This is a genomic window from Iocasia fonsfrigidae (genome assembly GCF_017751145.1).
Classification (GTDB): domain Bacteria; phylum Bacillota; class Halanaerobiia; order Halanaerobiales; family DTU029; genus Iocasia; species Iocasia fonsfrigidae.
This window is the reverse complement of the sequence record NZ_CP046640.1, coordinates 3,398,843-3,422,427: the sequence shown is the minus strand read 5'-3', so window position 1 is coordinate 3,422,427 and position 23,585 is coordinate 3,398,843. Positions and strand designations below refer to the sequence as shown.

The following is a 23,585-nucleotide window of genomic DNA, read 5'->3' as shown; positions in this document are numbered from 1 at the left end:
TTGTAGATAAGATAGAGAATAACTATCTTTAAAGGTGATTATAAATGGGTAATAAAACAATGGAAGATATAGCAAAGGAAGCCAGGGTATCGAAGTCAACAGTTTCCCGGGCTCTGGGGGATGACCCTAGGGTAAATGAAAACACCAGAAAAAGAATTAAAAAACTTGCTAAAAAAATGAATTATCAACCACATAAAGCGGCACAGGCCCTGGCCAATAAAAATACTAATGTGATTGGAGTAGTTTTCCCCAAAATACCACGTTCAATAGCGGATCCCTTTTTCCTGGAGTTTTTACAGGGCATTGGAGAGGTCGCTGTAATAAATGGATACAGCCTTACTCTATTTAATGATAATAGTGACTATGGTAAATTGGAAAAGATCTTTCATAAACATAATGTTGATGGTATTATCTTAACTGAACCCAGAACTAATGACCTCAGGGTTACTTATCTTAAAAAAGAAGGATTACCATTTGTTTTTTTAGGCAATCCGATGGGGGATCAGGATGCTTACTGGGTAGAAACGGACAATAGAAGTGGTGCCTATCAGGCAGTAGATTATTTGATTAAAGCTGGTCATAAAAGGATTGCTACAATCACTGGACCTATGGGTTTAGTAGCAGGAAAATATCGTTTGCAGGGTTATAAAGATGCTTTGCTAGATAAGGGGCTGGCTGTCAATTCTGATTTTATAATAAATGCTGATTTTACTCAGGAAGGCGCCTATCGTGCTGCTAAAAAATTGCTGTTAAGTAAAGATTTTACTGCTATATTTGCAGCCAATGACTTGATGGCCCTGGGGGCGATTAAGGCCCTAAAAGAACAGGGTTTAACAATACCAGGAGATATAGCTATTATGGGATATGATGGCATTCAGATTGGTGAGTATATTGATCCCCCATTAACAACCATTAGTCAGCCGGGTAAAAAGATGGGTGAGATAGCTACAGAGCTTTTATTAAAATTAATTCAAGGGGAATATATAAGTGAAAACCATATTCTGCTTTCACCTGAATTGATAGTCAGGGACTCAGTATAAGTAAAACGGCTGTTTTCCATAATATTATGATATTTATGGTAAATTTTCTTGACAAAAATAGGCTAGTATATATATAATAGTATAAAGAATATTAAACAGACGACTACATAATATTTTTTTGAGCACTGCGTTCAAACGATTGCATAATTTACTCGACTCTTATATTCTTAACAATCTGATGATTAGGTATAATCGAAATTTAAATATTAAATATATTTTTTCAAATATTTGCATTTAATAAAATAGACGTCTTTGCAAATGTAGATTTTAAACAAGGAAAAATATTAATAGTGATGATAGATATGTTGCTGCTTGTTGTTTTGGCTAGTGTTAGATAAATATTTAAGGATTAATTCAGATACTACTTGTACTATGTTGCCTTAGAAAGGATATATTTGAAATGATTAAAAACTTAGAGGAACTTGTAATAAAACTAAAAAATAACTCAATAGTAATAAGCATTATCGAATATGGTAGTAGAAATTGCTATGACTCTTATGGGAATGGTGATTATGATATTTTTGTTATAGTTGAAGAAAGATTCTATTCCATAGAGAGTTTGCATTTTTATATTAATGATATTCCTGTTGATTTAAATATTCGGACAATAGAAGATTTAAAAAGAGAGAAACCTTTATCATTTATAGATTTTTCAATATATGAAGGCAGAATTATATATGATAAAAATAATGTAGTTTGTAATCTTATAAGAGAAAATAAACAAAACTGGAATGAGGAAGAAAATAGTTTTTCTGAACATGACATTGCATTTGACCGTTTTAGTAAAAAGCATGTATTAGATAAAGTCAAAGGTAGGTTAGATACTAATCCTATTTTATGTAATTTGCTACTTGATACGAATATATACTGGTTAATACAATCATATTTTAAATTTAATAAGATGGCATATCTAGGTGAGAAAAAAGCGATTAGTTATATAAAAAAGAAAGAACCTGATATTTATCAACAATTAGAAGAATTTTATCAAAAAAGTAATCTGGAAGATAAGGTGAGTATAACTGAAAAGATAATAGATTTAGTTTTAAAAGATGTAGGAGGTCTATGGAAGCAAAATGAAATAATTGCATTTGGAATTAATAGAGAGGTAAATAATTTAAAAGAAAAAGGTAAAAAGATTTACGATATTTTACTAGAACCTCACAACTGTGAATAGTATGTGCTATTTTGCCTATGATTAAAAACAGCCTAGTAACAGTGATATTATCTAAAATATCTCAAGATTCTATTTTATTTTTGACTTGAATATGCATTGACTTCAGATGGCTTTCAGAGATTAAGATTATTAATATGCAAACATTTGAAAATATTACATAGAATCTATTGTACATCAAAAAGAAGAAATATATAATATTTGTACATAATCACATATATTTTTATGTTAATCTTATGGTATCTCCTAAAATGAAATTTATTTTCATGAAGAAAAATTTCTAGTTTATACAAACGTTTGCAGATGTTATAAAAAAGAAAGGGTGAAAAAATGAAGAGAGTTGTTATGTTGTTAGTTTTGATGGTTTTGGTATTAGGCTTATCGTTTAATGTTGAGGCAACAAAATTAGTAGTTTGGGAGAGTTCTGGAACTGAAGAGGAATTTGTTAAGTTGGTAGGTGAGAAGTATACTGAGGAAACTGGAGTAGAAATTGAAGTAGTAGCGATTGATCAATTATCACAAAGTGATAAACTGGCATTAGACGGACCTGCTGGTAAGGGTGCAGATATTGTAGCCTGGCCAAATGATGCGATAGGGAAAACAGTTGAACAAGGCTTATTATGGCCATTGCCGAAAGACAAGTTAAATTTTGATGGGTATACAGAATCAGCAGTACGTGCTGTGCGTTATAAAGGTAAATTATATGGTTTGCCTTATGCTATGGAAACGGTAGCAATTATTTATAATAAAGATCTGATTCCTGAAATACCCGCTACTTTTGATGAGTTTTTGGAAAAAGTTTTAGAATTAAACAAACCTAATGAGCAGCAGTATGGTTTTATGGGCCAAATATGGAAACTTTATCATATCTTTGGTTTTATTTCAGCTTATGGTGGTTATGTATTTAAAGAAACTGAAAATGGTCTGGATGTAAATGATATTGGTTTGGCTACTGAAGGAGCTATTAAAGCAGTAAAATTAATTAAGACTTTTAGAACTTCAGGGCTTATGCCTGAAGGTATAACCGATGATATTTTTGATGGGCTCTTTCAGGAAGGGAAATTAGCAGCTCAGATTAGTGGTCCCTGGGCTTTTGGAAATTATAAAGAGGCAGATATAAACTATGGTATTGCTCCTTTTCCCAAACTTGATAACGGAGAATATCCCCATACCTTGATTGGAGTTAAAGCATACTATATCAGTGCTTTTAGTGAACAGAAAGAAGAGGCTCTTAAGTTTATCAAGTGGTTGACAAATAAAGAAAATAGCTTTAAACATTATCAAGAAGCTGCTATTATTCCAACTAGGGATGATGTTATTTCTTTGCCGGAATTTCAGGAGAATGAAGATTTGAGGGCATTTGCAATTCAGGCTAGACGCGGAATTCCGATGCCTAATATCCCGGAGATGATGCAGGTCTGGGATCCGGTAGAAAATACTCTTCCTTTTATTTTTAAAGGACAGGTTAGTCCTGAAGAGGTATTGCCGATAATGGTAGAACAGATTAAAGAAAATATTGAGCAGATGAAACAATAGCAATAAGCTAGATTATTTTTGCGGTTGATTCTCTCTGATAGTAGATAGGGTCAACCGCCAGATTTGAAAGGAGAGAATATGTTGGAACCTCAAATACAGAAAAAGATTAAAAAGATTGAGAATAGACGTTGTATTGCTGCAATATTATCAACAGTTTTTATGGGAGCAGGGCAGATAGCTAATGGTCAGTTTATTAAAGGGTTTTTATTTATTATATTTAATGCCTTTGTTATTATCAATAGCATTCCTTATTTTATCAGAAGTTTTCAGGGGCTAGTGACACTGGGAGAAACTCCTATGAAAGACCATTCCCTTTTTTTTATGGTTTACGGTATTATTGCTCTGTTACTGTTGTTAGTTATTCTTGCTATATATTTATTTAATATCAGGGATGCTTATAAAAATGGGAAATTACTGGATAATGGTCAAAAGCCAGCTAGCTTTTATATTTCACTAAAAAGAATTATCGAAGGTGGTTATCCTTATATAGTTCTTTCACCTGGATTAATTGTTATTACAGCAATAACAATTCTTCCTATGATTTTTTCTATGTTAATTGCTTTTACAAATTATGATCTTTATCACTCACCCCCGAAACATATTCTTGACTGGGTAGGTATCAAGAATTTTTATAAGGTTTTGACTCTAGGTTCCTGGTCAAAAACCTTTAGAAATATATTTGGCTGGACGGTAATCTGGTCAATACTTTCTACAGTAAGTACTTTTGGGCTAGGTGGATTTTTGGCTATTTTATTGAATAACCCCCGGATAAAATTTCGGAAGATAATTCGGACACTACTGATTTTACCTTGGGCAATACCAGCATTTGTCAGTATTCTTATCTGGCGGGGGATGCTTAATACTAATTTTGGGATAATTAATAAACTTCTGGTTCAATTATTTAATATAAATAATATTCCCTGGCTTTATGAAGTATTTTGGGCCAGAGTGGCGCTAATTCTGGTTAATCTCTGGTTAGGTTTTCCCTATGCTATGATTTTAATTACAGGTATTTTGCAGAGCATTCCCGGTGATCTCTATGAAGCAGCAATAGTTGATGGGGCCAGTGGTTGGCAGAAGTTTAGAAATATTACCCTGCCTCTGCTTTTATACTCAATGGCTCCTCTGTTAATTATGACCTTTGCCTATAATTTCAATAATTTTAATATTATTTACCTGTTAAATGATGGAGGGCCGGCTGTGTTTGGCTGGCAGGGAGGTGCTGGTGGTACCGATATTTTAATATCCTGGATCTTTAAATTAACTTTTCAGAAATTAAAATATAATTATGCTTCTGCAATCTCTATAATAATCTTTATTATCATTGCTGGATTTAGTATCTACAATTTCAGAAGAACCAGGTCTTTTCAGGAGGAGGAGATGTTACAATGATTAGATCTCAGAGGTTTCAAAGTAATCTTAAATTAGTTTTTACTTATATATTTATTATTTTTATGGTTCTGGTTGTTTTTTTCCCAGTAGTTTGGATATTTAGTTCATCTTTAAATCCTGGTGATAGTCTTTTCAGTAGTTCTTTTTTTCACCAAAATATGACATGGAGTCACTATACCGAATTATTCCAGGAAACAGACTTTTTCATCTGGTACTGGAATACTATCAAAGTTGGCACCTTTACTTCACTGCTGACTATATTGTTGGTCTCTTTTACTGCTTATTCTTTTTCCAGACTGGATTTTATAGGGAAAAAACAGGGATTAATGGGATTACTTGTTTTACAGATGTTTCCGGGGATAATGAATATGGTTGCACTATATGTTTTATTGAATTTAATAGGCTTGCTTGATACTCATTGGGGGCTAGTTCTGATTTATTCAGGTGGTGCTATTCCTTATAATAGCTGGCTTATGAAGGGTTATCTTGATACTATTCCCCGCTCCCTGGAAGAAGCTGCTATAATTGATGGAGCCAGTCGTTGGAAAATTTTTTGGAGAATTATTTTTCCTCTCTCTTTACCAATAATTTCTGTAATTGCAATTTTAAATTTTATAGCTCCATTTGGTGACTTTCTTTTTGCTAGATTGATTTTAACTTCACAAAAAAATTGGACTATGGCTGTTGGTTTATATGATTTTATTAGTGGACAATATGGACAGCATTTTACCCAGTTTGCAGCTGGAGCATTACTGGCTGCCTTACCTATTACAATAATTTATCTTTCTTTACAGAAGCTAATGATTGGTGGTCTCACTAAAGGGGCAAACAAAGGATAGTTGAAATGAAGTAAAATATTGAAAACCTTTTAAAATGTAATACAATGATGAAACTTAAACGTATAAGTTGTTATATTATAAAAAGGAGATGCTGAAATTTATGTCTTCCCCAAAAAATAAAAACTTAAAAAAAGTTACAATGAGAGATATTGCAAGAGAAGCAGGTGTCTCTGTTGCAACTGTATCTTATGTGATAAACAATAATACTAATGAAACAATTTCTTCTAGTACAAAAAATAAAATTATGACGATTGCACGGGAGATGAACTACATCCCTGACCTTGTTGCTCGTTCACTGGTTAGTGGAAAATCAGGATTAATTGGTGTTTTCATTGTTAATGATTATTCTGTGGATTTCCCCTGGAAAAAATGTTATTACAGTGAATTTATTAATTGGCTTGAGAGGATGTTTGCTTTTGAAGGCTACCATATACTATTGTCTAATATTGATATAGAAAATCCCAAGCTGGATATAATTTTTCAACGGGATTTAGAGGGAGTATTCATTGTTGATGTAAGAAAAAATTTGTTTTATGAGCTTTCAAATAAATTTAATGTACCCATTATAATTGTAGATAGCTATATTGATGATTTGATTTTCCATAAAATTGTACCTGATTTTGAAAGTGCAATTCAAAAAGGAAAAGACTTGCTGGGAAATAATGAATTATTTTTGGTTATGGATAAGTTCAATAATAGAGAAATGAACCAGAAAATTCAATATTGTTTTGGTGGAGATGAAGCAGATATACATATGGTAGAATCTATCTATGAATTCGAAGATTTTTTAAAGAGTCATAAAGGCAAAAAAGGAATTGTATTAAATGAGTTTCTAGGGACAATAGTAGCAAATTTCATTGATCCACCAAACATTGCGGTAATAAGTACCTGCGGTAGCTCATATATAATTCCAAAAAGAGCCAAAAAGGTTGTTTTTGACGTTGAAAAGAAAGCTAAAACAGCCGTGACTATAATGATGAACTATTTAAATAGAAAATTTGCAGTAGATAAGTATACAATTTTTAAAGAGAAGGAATTTTCTTTAAAAGCTTAAACGCTTAAGTTGTTGGTGAGGAGGAGTTGATTTTGAATATTTTACGCTAATAAATAACTATCAAGTGTTAGTTGGTTTATTTGATAATAAACAGTACATTCATTTTATTTGGGGTAGCAGTCATTCAAAATGAAGATATCGTTAAGTAGAAAAGTAGAAATCAGAATTAAAGGAAGGTTGTTTTCAAAGACTTATCACATTTTGCACATATACGAGTGATACCACGGTCATATGAGGAAAGAAGCGGTAAGATGTTTATAATGAACAACAAAAACGATTTAATACAAATCTCTGATAAACAATATAATATTAATTTTGTATTAATGATATTGGGGAGAATAATATCAGAACTAGGTACTTCAATTTTTACTTTTTCAATTAGTTTATATGTACTCAGTACAACGAAATCTGCTGCTTTATTTACCTCTGTTCTAAGTTTTTCCATACTCCCTAATATTTTGACAAATATTATAGGAGGTATGGTTGTTGACTGTTGTAACAAGAAAAAATTAATTGTAGGAAGTGATTTGGCCAGCGGAGCTATTATATTTGTTTTCTTACTGTTCTTTAAATTATACCCATCAAATATTATCATTATTATAATATTTAGTATGGGATTATCCATGATACAAAGCCTATTTTCACTAACAATGACTTCTTCCATTGCTAATGTGGTAAAGACAAAACAAGTATCAAAGTTAAATTCTGTTTTTACTGCTTATGGTTCTACAATCAGTATGATGGGACCTTTTCTAGGGGCTTTAGTATATCAGAATTTCAGTATGGCAGTCATATTTTATATTAATGGATTTTCGTTTATTATTTCCGGATTATTAGAAACTTTTATTGTTTTTTATCGGTATAACGCTGGGGAAAAAGGCGAGAAGAAAAATAACTTAATCAAAGAGTATAGAGAAGTATTTTTATATTTAAAGGATACTAATCAAGTACGACTTTTGTTAATCATAAATAGTTTTCTTGTTTTGGTTTTTGCTCCATTGGGAGCTGTTATTGTACCATATGTTTCGTATAATATACTTAATGTATCTGAACTTCAGTTGGCTGTTATCCAGGGAAGTTTGGCTGTAGGTGCACTTATTGCATCTTTGCTTATGACTTTTATTCCTACTGTTAATGAGCTTTTAAAACGCTTGTACATAATTATACATATGCAGACGTTTGGTATGTTTCTTCTATGTTTACCTATATTATTTATATCCACTGATCGTACAAAGTGGATTGTAACCATCTTTTTTTCGGGTTGTCTGGTTTTTTTGGGCGTTGTAGGTGTCATTAGAAGCATTCCAATATTTGCTTATTTACAAACGAGTGTTCCAGAACAGATTAGAGGTAGATTTTTTGCTGTTCAAAATACATCATTTACTTTTTTTTCCTTTTTAGGAATGTGGATATACGGTATTCTTTTGGATAAAATTTTATGGATTTATTTGATACTGGCTTCCGGTACAGCAAGTTTAATAGTAATTGGCTTTTTGCAATTATGTAATAGGGAAATAAATGGGGTCAATGTCGAGAAATCGGAGTATAATCCATGAAGCTGTAATAATATTATTAAAATATTATTAATACAAAGAGGTGGATAAACATGAGATTAAGCAAAATAAATGGGAAGAAAAGGTTTATTATCTTATTATTTTGGCAAAAATTTATTTCTAATTTTTCTTTATATACCAAACTTCTTATTTCGTTTTTAATTGTGATTTTGATACCTGCTTTTTTCATTTCCTGGAATAGTCTTAAACTATCCAGTAATTCACTTAATCGAAATATGGATGAGCAATTGTTGTTTGGAAAAAGGATTGTAACCAGGATTTATAAGAATGAAATAGTTAATTTAGAAAATATTGCGGACATAAAAGCGAAAGAAACTTTATTACAGGAAGCTGTCAGTAGTAAAAACATCTTTACTTTGTTGAGAGTTTTATCCTCAAATTTTATTGATAAATATAAAATTAATATTGCTGAGGTTTTGGACAGCCAGGGGGAAAAGCTTTCCGGGCGTGGTAATTTACCTGATGGTTTTCATAGTCTCAATTTCAAATTGTTAAATTTTATTATAGAAAATAAATTAACAGTTAATCAGATAGAGATGACTAATGAAGGTATATTAATTAAAGGTGCAGCAGCTATTATTGACCCAGATATACAGAGTAAGGTTAATGGGGTATTTATGGTTGCTAAGGTTTTAAATAAAAATTATTTTCTTTCTTTAGATAAAGAACTGGGCATGGAATTTTTACTTTTTGATAAAAATGGAAACCTTGTAACATCTTCTTTCAGCGAATTAAAAATCAATAATCCTGGCTTTGACGAAACGATAACTGAAAAGGACTTACTCTGGAAGAACATGGATTTAGTAGGTGAAAGCTATCGGATGGTGGGTTATTCCTTGAAAGACCATCAGAATGAATTGATTGGTTATCTAGCCCTGGCTTTACCGAGGGATCCGATTCTGATGACTGAAAAAAAGATGACAACAACAATAATAATTTATACAATCTTGAGTATTATTATTACATCTTTAATTGCCCTATTTTTAACCTGGAATATTAGTAATCCTATCAAAAGAATTATTCAGTTGGTAGATAAAATAGCAGATGGTGATTTGCAACAGGAGATTAGAGTTGAAGGAAAGGATGAACTTGAGCACCTGAAAGGCAGTATAAAACAGATGTTAAAAAATCTTCGGGAACTGATTTTTGAGGTTAAAGCTGGTTCTAAAAAGATAACGGAAACTGCTGAAGAACTTTCTACTTCAACTCAGGAAACAGCAGCAATTACTCAACAGGTTTCTGCAACCAGTGATAGGATCTCTTCAGAAACCGAGGAACAAGCTGGTCAAATTAATGAAGTTATTCAACTGGTAAGACAAATGTTAAGTTCTAATAAGAATATATCAGATGGGATTCAACTAGTTGCAGAAAAATCTAATTTAGTTAATGAACAGGTAGAATCTGGTCAAGATTCTCTGGAAAAGTTATTATTGCAGATAGAAAAAATGGCTAGCACAGTTGAAGATTCAACCCAGGTTATTCAACAGTTAGATATTCATTCTCAAGAGATTAATAATATCATTAATCTAATTAGTGAAATTAGCGAACAAACTAATCTTTTAGCTTTAAATGCTGCAATTGAAGCTGCCAGGGCGGGTGAACATGGGCGTGGTTTTGCAGTTGTTGCAGATGAAGTACGTACTCTAGCAAACCAATCAAATAGAGCGGCAACAAATATTTACAAAATAATATCAGAGATTCAGAGAGAAACCAAAAATGCTGTTATGGTAATGAATGAAGAGTCCCTGATTATTGAGGAAGGGATTGAAATTGGAAATAGGGCTCAACAGGCTTTTGCAGATATTCAACAAGCAGTTAAGACTACAGTTCATATCGCAGATGAAATAGCCTTGGCAACTAAAGAACAGAATAAAAATAATGAGGAGGTAAGTAATACAATTGAGGAGTTTGACCAGGTTACAAAAAGTACTGTTGAAGGGATAAAACAAATTAACCAGGCTATAAATGAACATTTTCACTCGATGGATGGATTGGCCACTTTATCTGAAAGTCTATTAACTATGGTTGACAGACTACATATTTTACTTAAGAAATTTAGAACTTGATTTAAAATCGAGAAAAATATATTGGATTATTTGATACTTTAAGATCGGTAATATTTTTGATAAGGACAGAAATAAGGAGGATTATAAGTGTTTATATTTTACCTAAGAGAGGGAGGATAACATGATAAAAAAGTATAGTAGTATTTTGATTTTTATTTTAATGGGATTAGGTATTTTCAGTATGGTAGTAACTGCCGGGGATGTACCTAACTGGGAACCAGCTGATTGGGCTAAAGAAGCAGTGTTTTATGAAGTATTTGTAAGAAGCTTTTATGATGGTAATGGTGATGGAATAGGAGATTTTTTAGGATTAAAAGAAAAAATTCCTTATTTAAAAGAGCTAGGGGTAAATGCAATTTGGTTGATGCCTATTAATAATTCTCCAAGTTATCATGGTTATGATGTGATTGATTATTACGATACTGAGCCAGATTATGGTACCCGAGAGGAATTTATAGAATTCTTAGAAGAGGCTCATGCTAATGGGTTTAAAGTAATTATGGATTTAGTAGTCAATCATTCTTCTAATCAACACCCCTGGTTTAAAGAGGCTGCTAAAGGAACCAAAAATCCATATAGAGATTACTATGTTTGGAAGGATGAATTTGATGATCTTGAGCAAAAGGGAGCATGGGGACAACAGGTTTGGCATAATGAATTTGCTGATGACTATTATTACAGTACTTTCTGGAGTGGAATGCCTGATTTAAACTTTCGAAATCCTGAGGTTAGAGAAAAATTTAAGGATATAGCAGAATTTTGGTTAGATCCAAATCAAGATGGGGATTTTTCGGATGGAGTAGATGGATTTAGACTTGATGCCGCATTACACATTGATGAAGATTTAGAGGTTACGCATAATTGGTGGCAGGAGTTTAATATTGCTATAAAAAGCGTAAATTCTGAAGCATTTTTAGTAGGAGAGAATTGGACAGAAACTGAGACTATGGCCCAGTTTTATGAAGATTTAGACTCATCATTTAATTTTAGTCTGGCCGATAAGATTATAAAGATGGTCAATGGAGTACGAATAGATATTCTAGACGAGATAGAGGATATTCATTCTCAATATAGTCAGTATTCAGATGATTTTATTGATGCAACTTTTTTAAGAAACCATGATCAAAATAGAGTTGCTTATGACCTAAATGAAGAAAAAGTAAAATTGGCTGCTTCATTATTATTGACTTTACCTGGGACACCATTTATATATTATGGTGAAGAATTAGGACAGATAGGGGCTAAACCAGATGACAATATCAGAGAGCCTTTTGATTGGTATAAAGAGGCAAACGGCCAGGGTATGACAACTATGTCTAAAGGTGGATTTTATAATCCAATGAGATATACCAAAGCAAATGATGGGATCTCATTAGAAGAACAACGCGGTGTTGCAGGAAGTATATTTCAACACTATAAAAAATTAATTGCTATTAGAAAGGCTAATCCGATCTTTTTTAGAGGTGAATATCAAAAGTTAGAGACCCCTAATTTAATTTATGGATATAAAGTAAGTGATTCTACTGTTGATTATAATATATTTCTTATTCATAATTTATCAGGAGAGGAAAGGAGTATAAGTATTTCTGTTAATGCAAAAGATTTACTGACAAGTAGTGTTATTGGAAAGTCTAATCAAATAATTATACCTGCATATGGGTCATTAGTTTTAAAGACAAGTAATGATAGATTAAAGGTAAGTGGAGAAGATATCATTATAAGTTTGCCTAAGGTCACTTTTGTAGTGGATCTGCTTTATGACATTGCAGAAAACGCTGATCTTTATTTAGTCTCAGAGTTAAGCGGTTGGCAGCTAGATGATGATTATAAATTAGATAAAAGGGCTGATGGAAAATATCGAATAACATTAGAACAGCCTGTTGATATGACTCTTGCTTTTAAGTTTAAAACCAGAGATAACTGGGAAGATACCAGTAAGAGAGAAAACGATGGAGATAATCACTTTGAAGGTGGTAGTAATAATAATCGAATTTATACCTTTGAGAAAGAAGAGACTGTTGAACTTACAATTACTGCTTGGGAATAAGCTAAAAGTAAGGTTAAAATCATTGAGCCTTAAAATATGTCTTATATTCAACCTTCTGCTATTGCTCCAGCTGAAGAAGGTGGATTTGTACAGGACGTAGCTGGTAATGAGGATAAGATTCGGACTGGTGTAATAGCTAGTATGGTTGATTATCAGTCAAAATTACCTCTTTTAACTGCACCTTATGATAGATTTGCTGATGACCCGGAAGAGGTTATAAATTATGTTACCTGTCATGATGGACGTACTCTCTGGGATAAGATTAATCTATCTGCCTCTGAGGCAACTATTGAAGAACGAAAGGGAATGCATAAGCTGGCAACAGCTATTGTGATGACATCTCAGGGAAAGGCTTTTATTCATGGTGGTTCGGAAATGTTGAGGAGCAAACCCGATCCTGACAATATAGAATACGGAATAGATCATAATAGTTATGATTCTGGTGATTTAACCAACCAAATTGTCTGGGAAAATAAAAAAAATATCAGGATATCTATGAATACTTTAAGGGACTGATAAAACTCAGAAGAGAGCATAAGATTTTCAGGATGGAAAGGATGGCTGAGATTAAACAGGGCATTGAATTTATACCTGTCCAGGAGAAAAATTTAGTAGTCTATAGCCTAAGAAAACTGGATGGTACAGAAAAATGGGATGAAGTAATTGTTATCTACAACTCTAACCGTACAACTAAAACACTAAAAATTAATGGAATAGACTCTAACTGGAAAGTGGTTGTTGATGATAAAACAGCTGGTACTACTTCATTGGTTAACACCAGTGTGAAGATAGAGAATAACAGTATATCTGTTCCACCAATATCAGCTGTTATAATTCATAATTAAGGGTTTTCTCATGATAGACCGTTTATATAATTGAATTGTTGTTCAGACGATTAAAGCGAAACACTATAAGCAGAGCAGATTATTATTAAATTAGCATTAATGAGAGGAGGCAATTTTCTTATGCAAACGATTGTATAATAGTAAAGTAGTGTGGTTTTGGGTTTAAAAATGATGTTTAAAATGTATACGAGGAGGTATAATGATGAAAAAGAAAATTTGTGTTTTCCTATTATTAACTTTAATTATGGTGAGTGGTTCTGTTTATGCCAAAACTATAGTAGAGGAATTGGATGATGGGAATTACAAAGTAACGTTTATTTATCAAGCTAAATTGGATGTAAGCGAGATGTATCTAGCTGGTGATTTTCCTGAAGATAAAGTAATAGAGGGCACAGCCAATAATTGGGATGGTTCTCACCCTGATTGGCAGATGACAATAGTAGATGGAGCTTGGACAATTACTAAAATTTTAAAAAAGGGTACATATCCCTATAAATTTGTTGATAGTGATAAGAACTGGATGAAGGATAATGAGGCAGATACGTTTGTTGATGATGGGCAGGGGGGACAAAACTCTGTAGTGAGAATAAGTTCTGGTAAAATGAAAGGGGAGTTTAGCCTAACTGGTAAGGTAGTTAACAAAGTTGAATATAATAATACTGATGACGAACATGACCCTATAAAAATAGATAATGACTTTGAATTAAATATAAAAGGAACAATACAGGATAAACTTGGTGAAGGAGATAATGCTGAAAAAGTTGATCGAGTAAAATATAGTGGTCAGGTAAATATAGAATGGGATGCAGATGATATAACAAAAATAGATGAGATGGAGATCTTTACACCTGATACAATTGAGTTATGGAATACTAAAGTAACATTACTAACTGATCCTGTTGATTATACAATTGGCATCAATACCAAAGACCTTACTAATTCAATGGACCCATTAGGATTAGTTGATGCGATTACTGATAGTGAGGGTAGAGAAAATGGGACAACTAATCCCAATGATTTATTAAAAAACGGTAACTATACCCGTAGATTTAAAATGGAAAGCAAGGAAAGTCTGCCGGTAGATTTTAATTTTGCCATGACAGAATATCTTGATAATACTACAGAGTATTTACAGGATGAGGAAAGTTATGGGCTTTACCATGGATATGCAAATATTGGTAAAGATTTTAATTTAAATGGGAAAGAAGTGAAAATAGGTTCTCATTTGCAGTATACACAAGATGTTGATGGAAAACTAACAGACACAGAGGCGGTTTTTATTGAGGCTAAACCAATTGACAATTTGACATTAAAGGCTCAATACACTGCTTTAACTACTAAGGTGATGGAAGAAGGTTCAGCTTGGAAGATTAGAGTAAATATAAGTCGATTAGAACCTGCTGAAGGTGCTGAAAATAAACCCATACCGGTAATTGGTGAAGTAAAAGAGATGCATCTAGTAGGGAGCATGCAGGACCCAGCCTGGACACCATCTGATAAGTCTTTTGCTCTGGAGAAAGTTGCACCTGGTATCTGGGAAGGTGAGTTTACTAATTTGAAAGAAGGCCAGGAGTTTAAAATAATGTGGGATACTGATAACTGGAATGATTATCATGAAATTACAGCTAGTTATGAAACAAACGGCGAGAATATTAAAGTGAATACTGCCTGTGTTTATGCGACAGCAGGGGATTTTATTTATGACAGAGGTGATTCAGCTTTACTAGAAGCTAATTATAAAATTGTTGATAAAAAAGCCAGTATGAAGGCCCGTATTAAATCAGGAGATTTTAGTTTGACTAAATACAAAGGTGATTTTACGGTTGGGGCCAGGACCATGTCTCAAAATGCTTATCTGCCAGTAGCAGATGATGATGTTATGGAAGATGCAGATGTTGGTTACCGGACTGCATATGCCAAAGGAAAATATAATCTTTTAAATAATTTAGTACTTAATGGAGAATTAGAATACAAAGTTGCTTCAGATGATAAAGTTGTAGATGATGGTGAAGACATAGAAGAAGGGGATGCCTTGAGTAGGAAAGTGGCCACAGGTTTAGAATGGAATAAACCAGTTAAGGGTCTAGATTATATTACAGGTAGTATTGAAGTTGATCCAAAAGATACAGATGATTTTGAAGGGGAAAAGAAGGAGGCTTGTTTTGAGACACAGACTAGTAACATTCCATACCTAAAATATTTGAGGGGAAATATACACAACAGATTGGATTCAGAAGTTGAAGAATACTATTTAGAGAGTGATTTGGATCTACATACAGATAAAATTGCTTATGTCAAACCTAATGTCCGTTATGTTAAAGACCCTGTAAGCGGATATGAAGATGATAAAGCAATAAAATATGGTTTGGAAACAAAATTACACCATTTGGGAGATAGTGAGGATTATATCCCATATATTTTGCTTAATTATACAGTTGATGATAATGGAGCTGATGGTCTAGTAGAGAATGCAGACTATGAAGATCAGGATGATAATGATAATGATTGGAAACAGAAAGTGTATTTAGAAACAGAATTTAGAAATCCTAAATTACCAATGTGGGGTGGACTTACTACAGGTCTGGAATTTCAACAAATTGAAGATAATGTAATAGATTATACTCCATCTGATATTACTAAAGATGAACAATACTATGTAGCTGACAAACAACGTTTTATAGATTGGTATTCTATTTTAACTCTAGAAACATATTATAAATTTCCTTACAGTATACGAGCTGATTTATGTATTAAATATGATTTTAATCATGGTGAAATCTCTGAATATGAAGATGATGCAATTTTAATTAAATTGACTAAGGAGATTAATAAAAGGAGTACTTTTTCACTTTCATATAATAAACAAGATGAAGATGAAGGAGAAGACTATTATAAGGCCGAACTTGAAACAGTATTCTAAAGATAGTTTAGAGTTTATTAGCTTTAATTTTCAATAGACATAATTCTCTTTTATGGCGCTAACTTTATAGTTGGTAGTTTACAGGACACCACACAAGATTTTTAATTTGATTAAATTGTTATAAAAAAAAGAATTATTTTTATGCAAGGTTGGTTTGGTACTAATTATTGAGCTTGATGTTAATTTGTTTCCCCTTTAAATATTCTGAATATTAATATTGAGCCAGCCTTGCATTTTATGTTAAAGAATTTAGGTGGTTTCTATATCTTTCTTTGCAAAATATAAAAAAATTATACTGTATTCAATCTTGTTTAAACGATTTCACAACAATTCTGTTTTTAAAGTTAGATTGATTTTACTTAATAGAAGGAGAGGTGTGAATTACTGAGATAATTAAATAAGGAGGATGTAGGGTGAAAATTAAGTTTTTTTTTGAAAAATATAAATCATTCTGGGATAAGTTCATGGGTAAATTTAAATTACATAGTAGCTGTGATTAATTCAATGAGAAATTCTATTGTGTTTTATGGATTAATGGGAGTGGTGATAGCAATAATGGTAAGTGTGATAGTCAGGAGGGGTCATTGGATTTTTCAGGAAATATATCTATTAAGGAAGATAATAATGATTAGGTGGAGGGTGATAAAACTGTATTCTATCTGAAAACAGAAGAGTTTACTGTTGATGGTGGAGTCAGTTTGGAAATAAGAATTAGGACAACTTTAAGACAATAGTATAAACAAAAATAATTAGGGAGTGATAATTTAATGATGAATAAAGCAGCAATTTTACATAAGCCAGGTTGGAATTATGTTTACCCTCTTGATAGGAATACTTTAAAGATTAGACTAAAAGCAGCTAAAAATGATTTACAAGAGGTAAAAGTAATATTTGGTAGTCGGTATGATGGCAAAGCTCCATATAATGTAAAAAAGATGGAGTTAGTTGCCAGCGATGGTCTTTATGATTATTTTGAGACTAGTATAACAATGGATGATAACCGTTTTCGCTATTTATTTTATTTAAGTGATGGTTCTGAAGGGATCTGGTTTACAGAAAAAGGCTTTAGTAATATTAAACCTGGAAAATCTTTTGGCTATGGTGAATATTTCCAATATCCAGTTATAAATGAAGGCGATATTTTTTCAATACCTGAATGGGTACAGGATGCGGTTTTTTACCAGGTATTCCCTGAAAGATTTAATAATGGTAATACAGATAATGATCCAGATAGGATAAGACCCTGGGGAGCTAAACCTGAAAGTGATTCTTTTTTTGGCGGGGACTTAGAAGGGATTATAAAAAAGCTAGATTATTTAGAAAACCTGGGAGTTAATGCTCTCTATCTTAATCCAATTTTCAGTTCTACTAGTAATCACAAGTACAATATTGATGACTTTTATAAGGTTGACCCTAGCTTTGGTAACAAAGAAATACTGAAAAAATTAGTTGTTGAGGTCCATAGAAGGGGAATTCGGGTTATTCTTGATGCTGTTTTTAACCACAGTGGGTTTAATTTTTTTGCTTTTAAAGATGTTCGGGAAAATGGTGCCAGTTCTAAGTATAGTGATTGGTTTTTTATTGATAATTATCCTGTTAAAACCACTCCTCCGGTCAATTATGATACCTTTGCTAATGATGTAATAGATATGCCGAAACTTAATACTTCAAATCCTGAGGTTCAGGATTATCTCCTTGGTGCAGCTGAATATTGGCTTAATGAAGTAGATATAGATGGGTGGAGGCTTGATGTGGCTGATGAGGTTGATCATAATTTCTGGCGTAAATTTCGTGAAAGGGTAAAAAAAATTAAACCGAATGCCTATATTGTAGGGGAAATCTGGCATAATTCGGAAAAATGGTTGCAGGGTGACCAATTTGATGCAATTATGAATTATCCACTGGAAATGTCGGTACTTGATTTTTTTGCCTATAAAAAAATAGGCCCTGGCGAGTTCAGTAATAGGCTTGTCAGGAACTGGATGTTATATCAAGACAGAGTAAATTATAGTATGCTGAATCTCCTGGACAGCCATGATACCCGCAGATTAATTAATTTTTTTTCGGGAGAGAAAGAATTGATGAAACTGGCAGTATTATTTCAATTTACTTATCCAGGGGCACCGATGATATATTACGGTGATGAGGTGGGTATAGAAGGTGAAGATGATCCTGATTGCCGTCGTTGTATGGTCTGGGATATAGAAAAACAGGATAAAGATTTATATAAATATTACCAAAAGCTGATAAGCTTAAGACATGAATTAATACCACTTCGACGTGGTGATTATCAGCCAATAGTAATTGATGAAATAAAAAATACATATGGTTTTTTGCGCAGCTATGAGGATGAAAGTATTGTAGTGATTATTAACAATAGTCCATTATCCCAAAAATACACTTTAGCAGGAAATTTATTTGGATATAAAAAAGAAATATCTAATTATCTAGATGATAGTTCTTTTCAATTGGGTGATGACAAAAAATATATAATAGAAATTTCAAAATTTAAAGGAATGATTTTGAGCTAAGATAAAAATTATTTTTTTGCGTTGGAGAACTGGAGGTCCATGGTTCATATATTTGTAACATTTCAGTCCGTATTATATTAGATTAATGGAATTAGGAGATTTTGAAGACACAGATTATATCTAATATTAAGTTCACTATTTATTTTAAGGAGAAGAGATTATATGAATTGTATTGAGTATGAAAGGTATACTGAGAATTTAAAAAATAATTTATTAAATTGTATTGGAGTTATTGGATTAGTTGCCGTTGGTTCTATGTCCAGGCAGAATTATAGACCAGACAAGTGGTCTGATCATGATTTCTTTGTGATTGTACAAACTGGTCACCAACAAGAGTTTCGTAATGATTTATCATGGTTGCCAAATTTTGATAGTATATTATTATCTTTTCAAGAAACTGAACACGGCTTAAAAGTATTATATAATAGTGGGCATTTAATTGAATTTGCAGTTTTTGATAGTAAAGAATTGTATTTTTCTAAAACAAATTGTTATCAAATATTAATTGATAGAGAAAATATAGAGGATCATCTGAGAAAAATCAGACAAACAACGGCCGAAGAGTCAAATTTAAATTGCAGTAATGAGGTACTAATAGGTCAGTTCATTGTTAATTTATTGGTTGGTCTTGGTAGGTATAAAAGAGGAGAAAAAGTTAGTGCCCATGAGTTTGTAAAGATATCAGCATTGAAAAAATTATTGATTTTATTGGGAAAACATTTAGTTAATTAAAATAATAATTTACTTGATAATATCGATCCCTTAAGGAGGTTTGAATTTGTTTATTCAGATTTAGGAAAAGAAATGGAATCTATTTTACTTAAGCCTATTCCAGAAGCAGCTGGAGCGCTGTTAAATGTATTAAGAAGAGAATTATCCGGGCAACTTAGCTTGGAATATAAAAAGGCCATTGAGATTATTATCAGTAAGTATTTATAAAGAAAACTATTATGAAAAGTAGTGAAAATGAAGTATCCGGTTGTGAAAAAGAGATATTTGATCATATTAATGATAAGTTTCTTAAATTAGAAGATAATAAATATATAATAAGAATTTCATAATTTAGTGGTATGGTATGGGTTTGATCTTCAGTTGGGTTATCACGGAATATATCATTATAGAAAAAGGAGGCAATTTTTTATGAGTAGTAATAAAGAACCAAAGGTTGCTTATTTTTGTATGGAATATGGTCTGGATAAAGCAATTAGGATTTACGCCGGTGGTTTAGGTATACTGGCTGGTGATATCCTTAAGGCTGCTAAAGAGTTAAATAAACCAATGATAGGTATTGGTATTTTGTGGAGGCAGGGTTATACAAAACAGCTTATTGCTGAAGATGGTCGACCATATGATTCCTATCATAATAATGATTATATGTATAAGTTGTTGGATGATACTGGTATTACTGTAACAGTTAGAATAAGAGATGAAGATATTATCTGTAAAGTCTGGAAATTGCAACGCTATGATAATGTTCCTCTGTATTTGCTGGATACAAATCATAAAAAGAACGCTAATAAATGGATAACAGGTCAATTATATGGGTGGTTTGTAGAGGAGAGGATTGCCCAGGAACTTATCCTGGGGGTAGGTGGTATAAAGCTAATCAGAAAATTAGGTTTAAATATAGATATATATCATTTTAATGAAGGGCATGCAGTTTTTGCAGGTATAGAATTAATAAGGGAGAAAATAAAGCAGGGTCATACTTTTGATGAAGCACTGGCCGAAGTAAGGAAGGAAATAGTATTTACAACCCATACCCCTGTTAAGGAAGGAAATGAGAAACACCGTCTGGATAGTATTAGATATATGGGGGGCTTCAGGGGTTTGACCCTGGAGCAGATGGTTAAGATTGGTGGTGCCCCTTTTAATATGACAGTTGCCGGACTGAGACTGTCACATATGGCCAATGCTGTAGCAGAGCTGCATGCTGTAACAGCACGTAAAATGTGGGAGCATGTAGATAATAAACCCCCCATTATAGCTATTACTAATGGTGTTCACCATAAAACCTGGGTAGATCAGAGGATCAGGGAAGCATATGATCAGGGTAAATTACTCTGGCCTGTACACCAAGAATTAAAAAAAGAGCTGATTAAATATATAAAACAAAAAACAGGTGTCAACCTCAGCAGTGATAAACTTCTGATAGGTTTCGCCAGAAGGGCGGCCCCTTATAAAAGGAGTGATTTAATATTTAGCAAAGCATCTATTATTGGTCCTTATTTAAAAGAAGGTAAAATACAGCTTGTTTTTTCTGGGAAGGCCCATCCCTTAGATGATACAGGGAAAAGAATTATAAGCAGTCTGGTTAAGATGAGTAAGAAATATCAACATAGTGTTGTATTTCTGGAAGACTATAATATGGAAATAGGGAAAAAGTTAACAAGAGGGATTGACCTCTGGTTAAATAACCCCAGAAGGCCAAAGGAAGCTAGCGGTACTTCCGGGATGAAAGCAGCGATGAATGGGGTTTTGAATATGAGTATACTTGATGGTTGGTGGCCTGAAGCCTGTGAAGATGGGGTTAACGGCTGGCAGTTTGGGGACGGCTATCAAGATAGTGATCAGGATAAACAGGATGAACATGACCTTAAGGCCTTATATGAAGTCCTTTTGAATAAAGTAGTACCTACCTATTATCATAATAGAGAGCGATGGGAAGAGATGATGAAAGCCAGTATTGAGAGTACCTATGAACGATTTTCTGCAAAAAGGATGTTAAAAAGATATTATAAGGAGATCTATACTTTCTAGATTAATATAGTGAATTGCGAAATTAACTAGTATTGATATGTAAGAGATATACAAGGTATTCCTTCAAGACTTCGGGAATACCTTTTTTTGTCTCTTTAATTTGAAAGATTACTGGGTAGACTATTATATTTCAATTAATTTTCCATTTTTTTGTTTTACTTTTAGTCTAGTGTCTCTACGGGTTATAGATAACTCTTCGTGGATGATTAATCTGTTGACAGACTAATTTATCCCCCAAAAGCAGGAGATTTCTTACTACTTTTAGTCTAATAGAAACAGAACTTTTAGTAGATGTATAGGACTTAGGTAACTTATATAATATAGTTAACAAATAATTTTAGGGGGATAAAAATGATAAAATTAAAAAATTACAAATTTATTTTAGTTCTAATTATGTTTCTTACAATAGTCATTTCTTTAAATATGGAGGCGAAGGATAATAACTTAGAGCAAGGAAAAGATCTGTTCTTTCAGGCTAGAGAAGATTACTATAATGGTGATAATGATATTGAAAAACTAATTGAAACAGCTGGGCAAAGTAATTTTTATCTTGAAAAGGTAAATAATGATGATCAAAAGTATTTGTGGCAAGGTCAAGTTGAATTTTTAATAGCTGAAATGTATGAGGTTAAGGGAGAACCAAGAAAGGCTGCTCGACATTTTGAGAATAGTAGTGAACTAGCTCTAAAAAGTATAAAAAAGAATAAAAAATTAAGTGAAGCTCATCGTTTATTAGCTGATACTTATATGAGATTGATGGAATATAAAGGCGTAATTTATTTGATGACTAGTGGTCCAAAAGCAGTTAAATTATTACAGAAAGCTGTGAAGCTTGATAAAGAAAATTATACGGCTTTTAATTCATTAGGAATATACTATATAAATGCACCTAAAATTGGTGGCGGTGATATAGATAAAGGAATTACAATGTTTCAAAAGGCCTTAGATAGTAAAGATAAATTCGATAACTTTATTTCTTATATTTGGATAGCCAATGCTTATATAAAATTAAAAGATAAAGACCAAGCGATAGATAGTGCAAAACAAGCTCTGAAAATTTATCCAGCTAATAAATGGGCAGAGGATATTTTAAAAGAAGCTAAAGAAATTTAAGGGGGAGTAAGAAGTGGCTATTATTAAAATAGAAAATTTAAGCAAGATATATTCTAGCCAGATTGAAGAAGTTCAAGCCTTAAAGAATATAAATCTTACAATTAACAAAGGTGACTTTATTGTAGTAAATGGTCCTTCTGGTAGTGGAAAATCTACCCTCCTAAATTTGTTGGCTGGTATTGATGAAGCAAGCTCAGGGGAGATTGAGATTAATAAAACTTCTTTAAATTCTTTAAGTGATAGAGAACGGACAGAGCTTCGTAGAGATAAAATTGGTTTGGTATTTCAATACTTTGAATTGGTTCCAGTTTTAACAGTATGGGAGAATGTAGAATATCCCCTTCTCTTACAGAAAGTCAGTAAGTCAGAAAGAAAGAAGAGAGTTGATAAGATTTTAAAAGAGCTTGCTTTGGATAAGATGAATAATAGATTACCTGGCCAGCTATCTGGTGGTCAAAAACAGAGAGTAGCTATTGCACGGGCTCTAGTTACCGAGCCTGAAGTGGTTTTAGCAGATGAGCCAACAGGAAATCTAGATTCTGAAACAGGGAAGACTATTATAGAGTTAATGCTAAATTTAAATAATGAATATGACGTAGCCTTTGTTATTGTGACCCATGATTTATTTATCAATAGATATGCCCAAAAGTTAATAGAAATTAAAGATGGTACTCTAAGTGTAAAGGAGGTCAGTTAG

At 32.5% G+C, this 23,585-nt stretch carries 17 protein-coding genes; all 17 read left to right on the top strand.

Going from position 1 to position 23,585, the window contains the following annotated elements; all coding sequences use genetic code 11:
* Nucleotides 1–44 precede the first annotated feature (44 nt).
* The 17 genes from GM661_RS16365 (at nucleotide 45) to GM661_RS16285 (ending at nucleotide 23,585) form a co-directional block, all read left to right on the top strand.
* Nucleotides 45–1,040, top strand: a complete 996-nt coding sequence (locus tag GM661_RS16365; RefSeq protein ID WP_230867771.1) for a LacI family DNA-binding transcriptional regulator — start codon at nucleotides 45–47, stop codon at nucleotides 1,038–1,040.
* Nucleotides 1,041–1,440: 400 nt separating this feature from the next.
* Nucleotides 1,441–2,214 carry a nucleotidyltransferase domain-containing protein gene (locus GM661_RS16360; RefSeq protein ID WP_230867770.1) on the top strand — a complete coding sequence of 258 codons (774 nt, stop codon included), beginning with the start codon at nucleotides 1,441–1,443 and terminating at the stop codon, nucleotides 2,212–2,214.
* Between the two features lie 327 nt (nucleotides 2,215–2,541).
* Nucleotides 2,542–3,747, top strand: a complete 1,206-nt coding sequence (locus GM661_RS16355) for an extracellular solute-binding protein (RefSeq protein WP_230867769.1) — start codon at nucleotides 2,542–2,544, stop codon at nucleotides 3,745–3,747.
* Nucleotides 3,748–3,828: 81 nt separating this feature from the next.
* Nucleotides 3,829–5,139 (top strand): carbohydrate ABC transporter permease, encoded by a 1,311-nt coding sequence (locus tag GM661_RS16350; RefSeq protein ID WP_230867768.1) that lies wholly within the window; start codon nucleotides 3,829–3,831, stop codon nucleotides 5,137–5,139.
* Entirely contained in the window at nucleotides 5,136–5,978 is an 843-nt protein-coding gene (locus GM661_RS16345; protein WP_230867767.1) for a sugar ABC transporter permease, read from the top strand. The genes GM661_RS16350 and GM661_RS16345 overlap by 4 nt, the downstream gene beginning before the upstream one ends.
* 100 nt (nucleotides 5,979–6,078) lie before the next feature.
* Entirely contained in the window at nucleotides 6,079–7,032 is a 954-nt protein-coding gene (locus GM661_RS16340) for a LacI family DNA-binding transcriptional regulator (RefSeq protein WP_230867766.1), read from the top strand.
* 260 nt (nucleotides 7,033–7,292) lie between these two features.
* Nucleotides 7,293–8,588 carry an MFS transporter gene (locus GM661_RS16335; protein WP_230867765.1) on the top strand — a complete coding sequence of 432 codons (1,296 nt, stop codon included), beginning with the start codon at nucleotides 7,293–7,295 and terminating at the stop codon, nucleotides 8,586–8,588.
* Nucleotides 8,589–8,638: 50 nt separating this feature from the next.
* On the top strand, nucleotides 8,639–10,672 hold the full coding sequence (locus GM661_RS16330; RefSeq protein WP_230867764.1) for a methyl-accepting chemotaxis protein: 2,034 nt from the start codon (nucleotides 8,639–8,641) through the stop codon (nucleotides 10,670–10,672).
* A 121-nt stretch (nucleotides 10,673–10,793) separates the two neighbouring features.
* Nucleotides 10,794–12,719, top strand: a complete 1,926-nt coding sequence (locus tag GM661_RS16325) for an alpha-amylase family glycosyl hydrolase (protein ID WP_230867763.1) — start codon at nucleotides 10,794–10,796, stop codon at nucleotides 12,717–12,719.
* Nucleotides 12,720–12,755: 36 nt separating this feature from the next.
* A complete protein-coding gene (locus tag GM661_RS16320; protein WP_230867762.1) occupies nucleotides 12,756–13,235 on the top strand; it encodes an alpha-amylase family protein in 480 nt (159 codons plus the stop codon).
* Complete coding sequence (locus GM661_RS16315; RefSeq protein WP_330165263.1) at nucleotides 13,211–13,564, top strand: alpha-1,6-glucosidase domain-containing protein; 354 nt, start codon at nucleotides 13,211–13,213, stop codon at nucleotides 13,562–13,564. The genes GM661_RS16320 and GM661_RS16315 overlap by 25 nt, the downstream gene beginning before the upstream one ends.
* 202 nt (nucleotides 13,565–13,766) lie before the next feature.
* Nucleotides 13,767–16,484, top strand: a complete 2,718-nt coding sequence (locus tag GM661_RS16310; RefSeq protein WP_230867760.1) for a hypothetical protein — start codon at nucleotides 13,767–13,769, stop codon at nucleotides 16,482–16,484.
* 767 nt (nucleotides 16,485–17,251) lie between these two features.
* Complete coding sequence (locus GM661_RS16305; RefSeq protein WP_230867759.1) at nucleotides 17,252–19,015, top strand: glycoside hydrolase family 13 protein; 1,764 nt, start codon at nucleotides 17,252–17,254, stop codon at nucleotides 19,013–19,015.
* Nucleotides 19,016–19,177: 162 nt separating this feature from the next.
* Nucleotides 19,178–19,747: an aminoglycoside 6-adenylyltransferase gene (locus GM661_RS16300; protein ID WP_230867758.1), complete on the top strand. Its 570-nt coding sequence runs from the start codon at nucleotides 19,178–19,180 to the stop codon at nucleotides 19,745–19,747.
* Nucleotides 19,748–20,155: 408 nt separating this feature from the next.
* On the top strand, nucleotides 20,156–21,775 hold the full coding sequence (gene glgP, locus GM661_RS16295) for an alpha-glucan family phosphorylase (RefSeq protein WP_230867757.1): 1,620 nt from the start codon (nucleotides 20,156–20,158) through the stop codon (nucleotides 21,773–21,775).
* A gap of 351 nt (nucleotides 21,776–22,126) precedes the next feature.
* Nucleotides 22,127–22,888, top strand: a complete 762-nt coding sequence (locus GM661_RS16290) for a tetratricopeptide repeat protein (protein WP_230867756.1) — start codon at nucleotides 22,127–22,129, stop codon at nucleotides 22,886–22,888.
* 13 nt (nucleotides 22,889–22,901) lie between these two features.
* Nucleotides 22,902–23,585 (top strand): ABC transporter ATP-binding protein, encoded by a 684-nt coding sequence (locus GM661_RS16285; RefSeq protein WP_230867755.1) that lies wholly within the window; start codon nucleotides 22,902–22,904, stop codon nucleotides 23,583–23,585.

Excerpts from the sequence above, each read along its gene's own strand:
- GM661_RS16365 (WP_230867771.1), top strand. The coding sequence starts at position 45 with ATGGGTAATAAAACAATGGAAGATATAGCAAAGGAAGCCAGGGTATCG.
- GM661_RS16360 (WP_230867770.1), top strand. The coding sequence starts at position 1,441 with ATGATTAAAAACTTAGAGGAACTTGTAATAAAACTAAAAAATAACTCA.
- GM661_RS16355 (WP_230867769.1), top strand. The coding sequence starts at position 2,542 with ATGAAGAGAGTTGTTATGTTGTTAGTTTTGATGGTTTTGGTATTAGGC.
- GM661_RS16345 (WP_230867767.1), top strand. The coding sequence starts at position 5,136 with ATGATTAGATCTCAGAGGTTTCAAAGTAATCTTAAATTAGTTTTTACT.
- GM661_RS16340 (WP_230867766.1), top strand. The coding sequence starts at position 6,079 with ATGTCTTCCCCAAAAAATAAAAACTTAAAAAAAGTTACAATGAGAGAT.
- GM661_RS16335 (WP_230867765.1), top strand. The coding sequence starts at position 7,293 with ATGAACAACAAAAACGATTTAATACAAATCTCTGATAAACAATATAAT.
- GM661_RS16330 (WP_230867764.1), top strand. The coding sequence starts at position 8,639 with ATGAGATTAAGCAAAATAAATGGGAAGAAAAGGTTTATTATCTTATTA.
- GM661_RS16325 (WP_230867763.1), top strand. The coding sequence starts at position 10,794 with ATGATAAAAAAGTATAGTAGTATTTTGATTTTTATTTTAATGGGATTA.
- GM661_RS16320 (WP_230867762.1), top strand. The coding sequence starts at position 12,756 with ATGTCTTATATTCAACCTTCTGCTATTGCTCCAGCTGAAGAAGGTGGA.
- GM661_RS16310 (WP_230867760.1), top strand. The coding sequence starts at position 13,767 with ATGAAAAAGAAAATTTGTGTTTTCCTATTATTAACTTTAATTATGGTG.
- GM661_RS16305 (WP_230867759.1), top strand. The coding sequence starts at position 17,252 with ATGATGAATAAAGCAGCAATTTTACATAAGCCAGGTTGGAATTATGTT.
- GM661_RS16300 (WP_230867758.1), top strand. The coding sequence starts at position 19,178 with ATGAATTGTATTGAGTATGAAAGGTATACTGAGAATTTAAAAAATAAT.
- glgP (WP_230867757.1), top strand. The coding sequence starts at position 20,156 with ATGAGTAGTAATAAAGAACCAAAGGTTGCTTATTTTTGTATGGAATAT.
- GM661_RS16290 (WP_230867756.1), top strand. The coding sequence starts at position 22,127 with ATGATAAAATTAAAAAATTACAAATTTATTTTAGTTCTAATTATGTTT.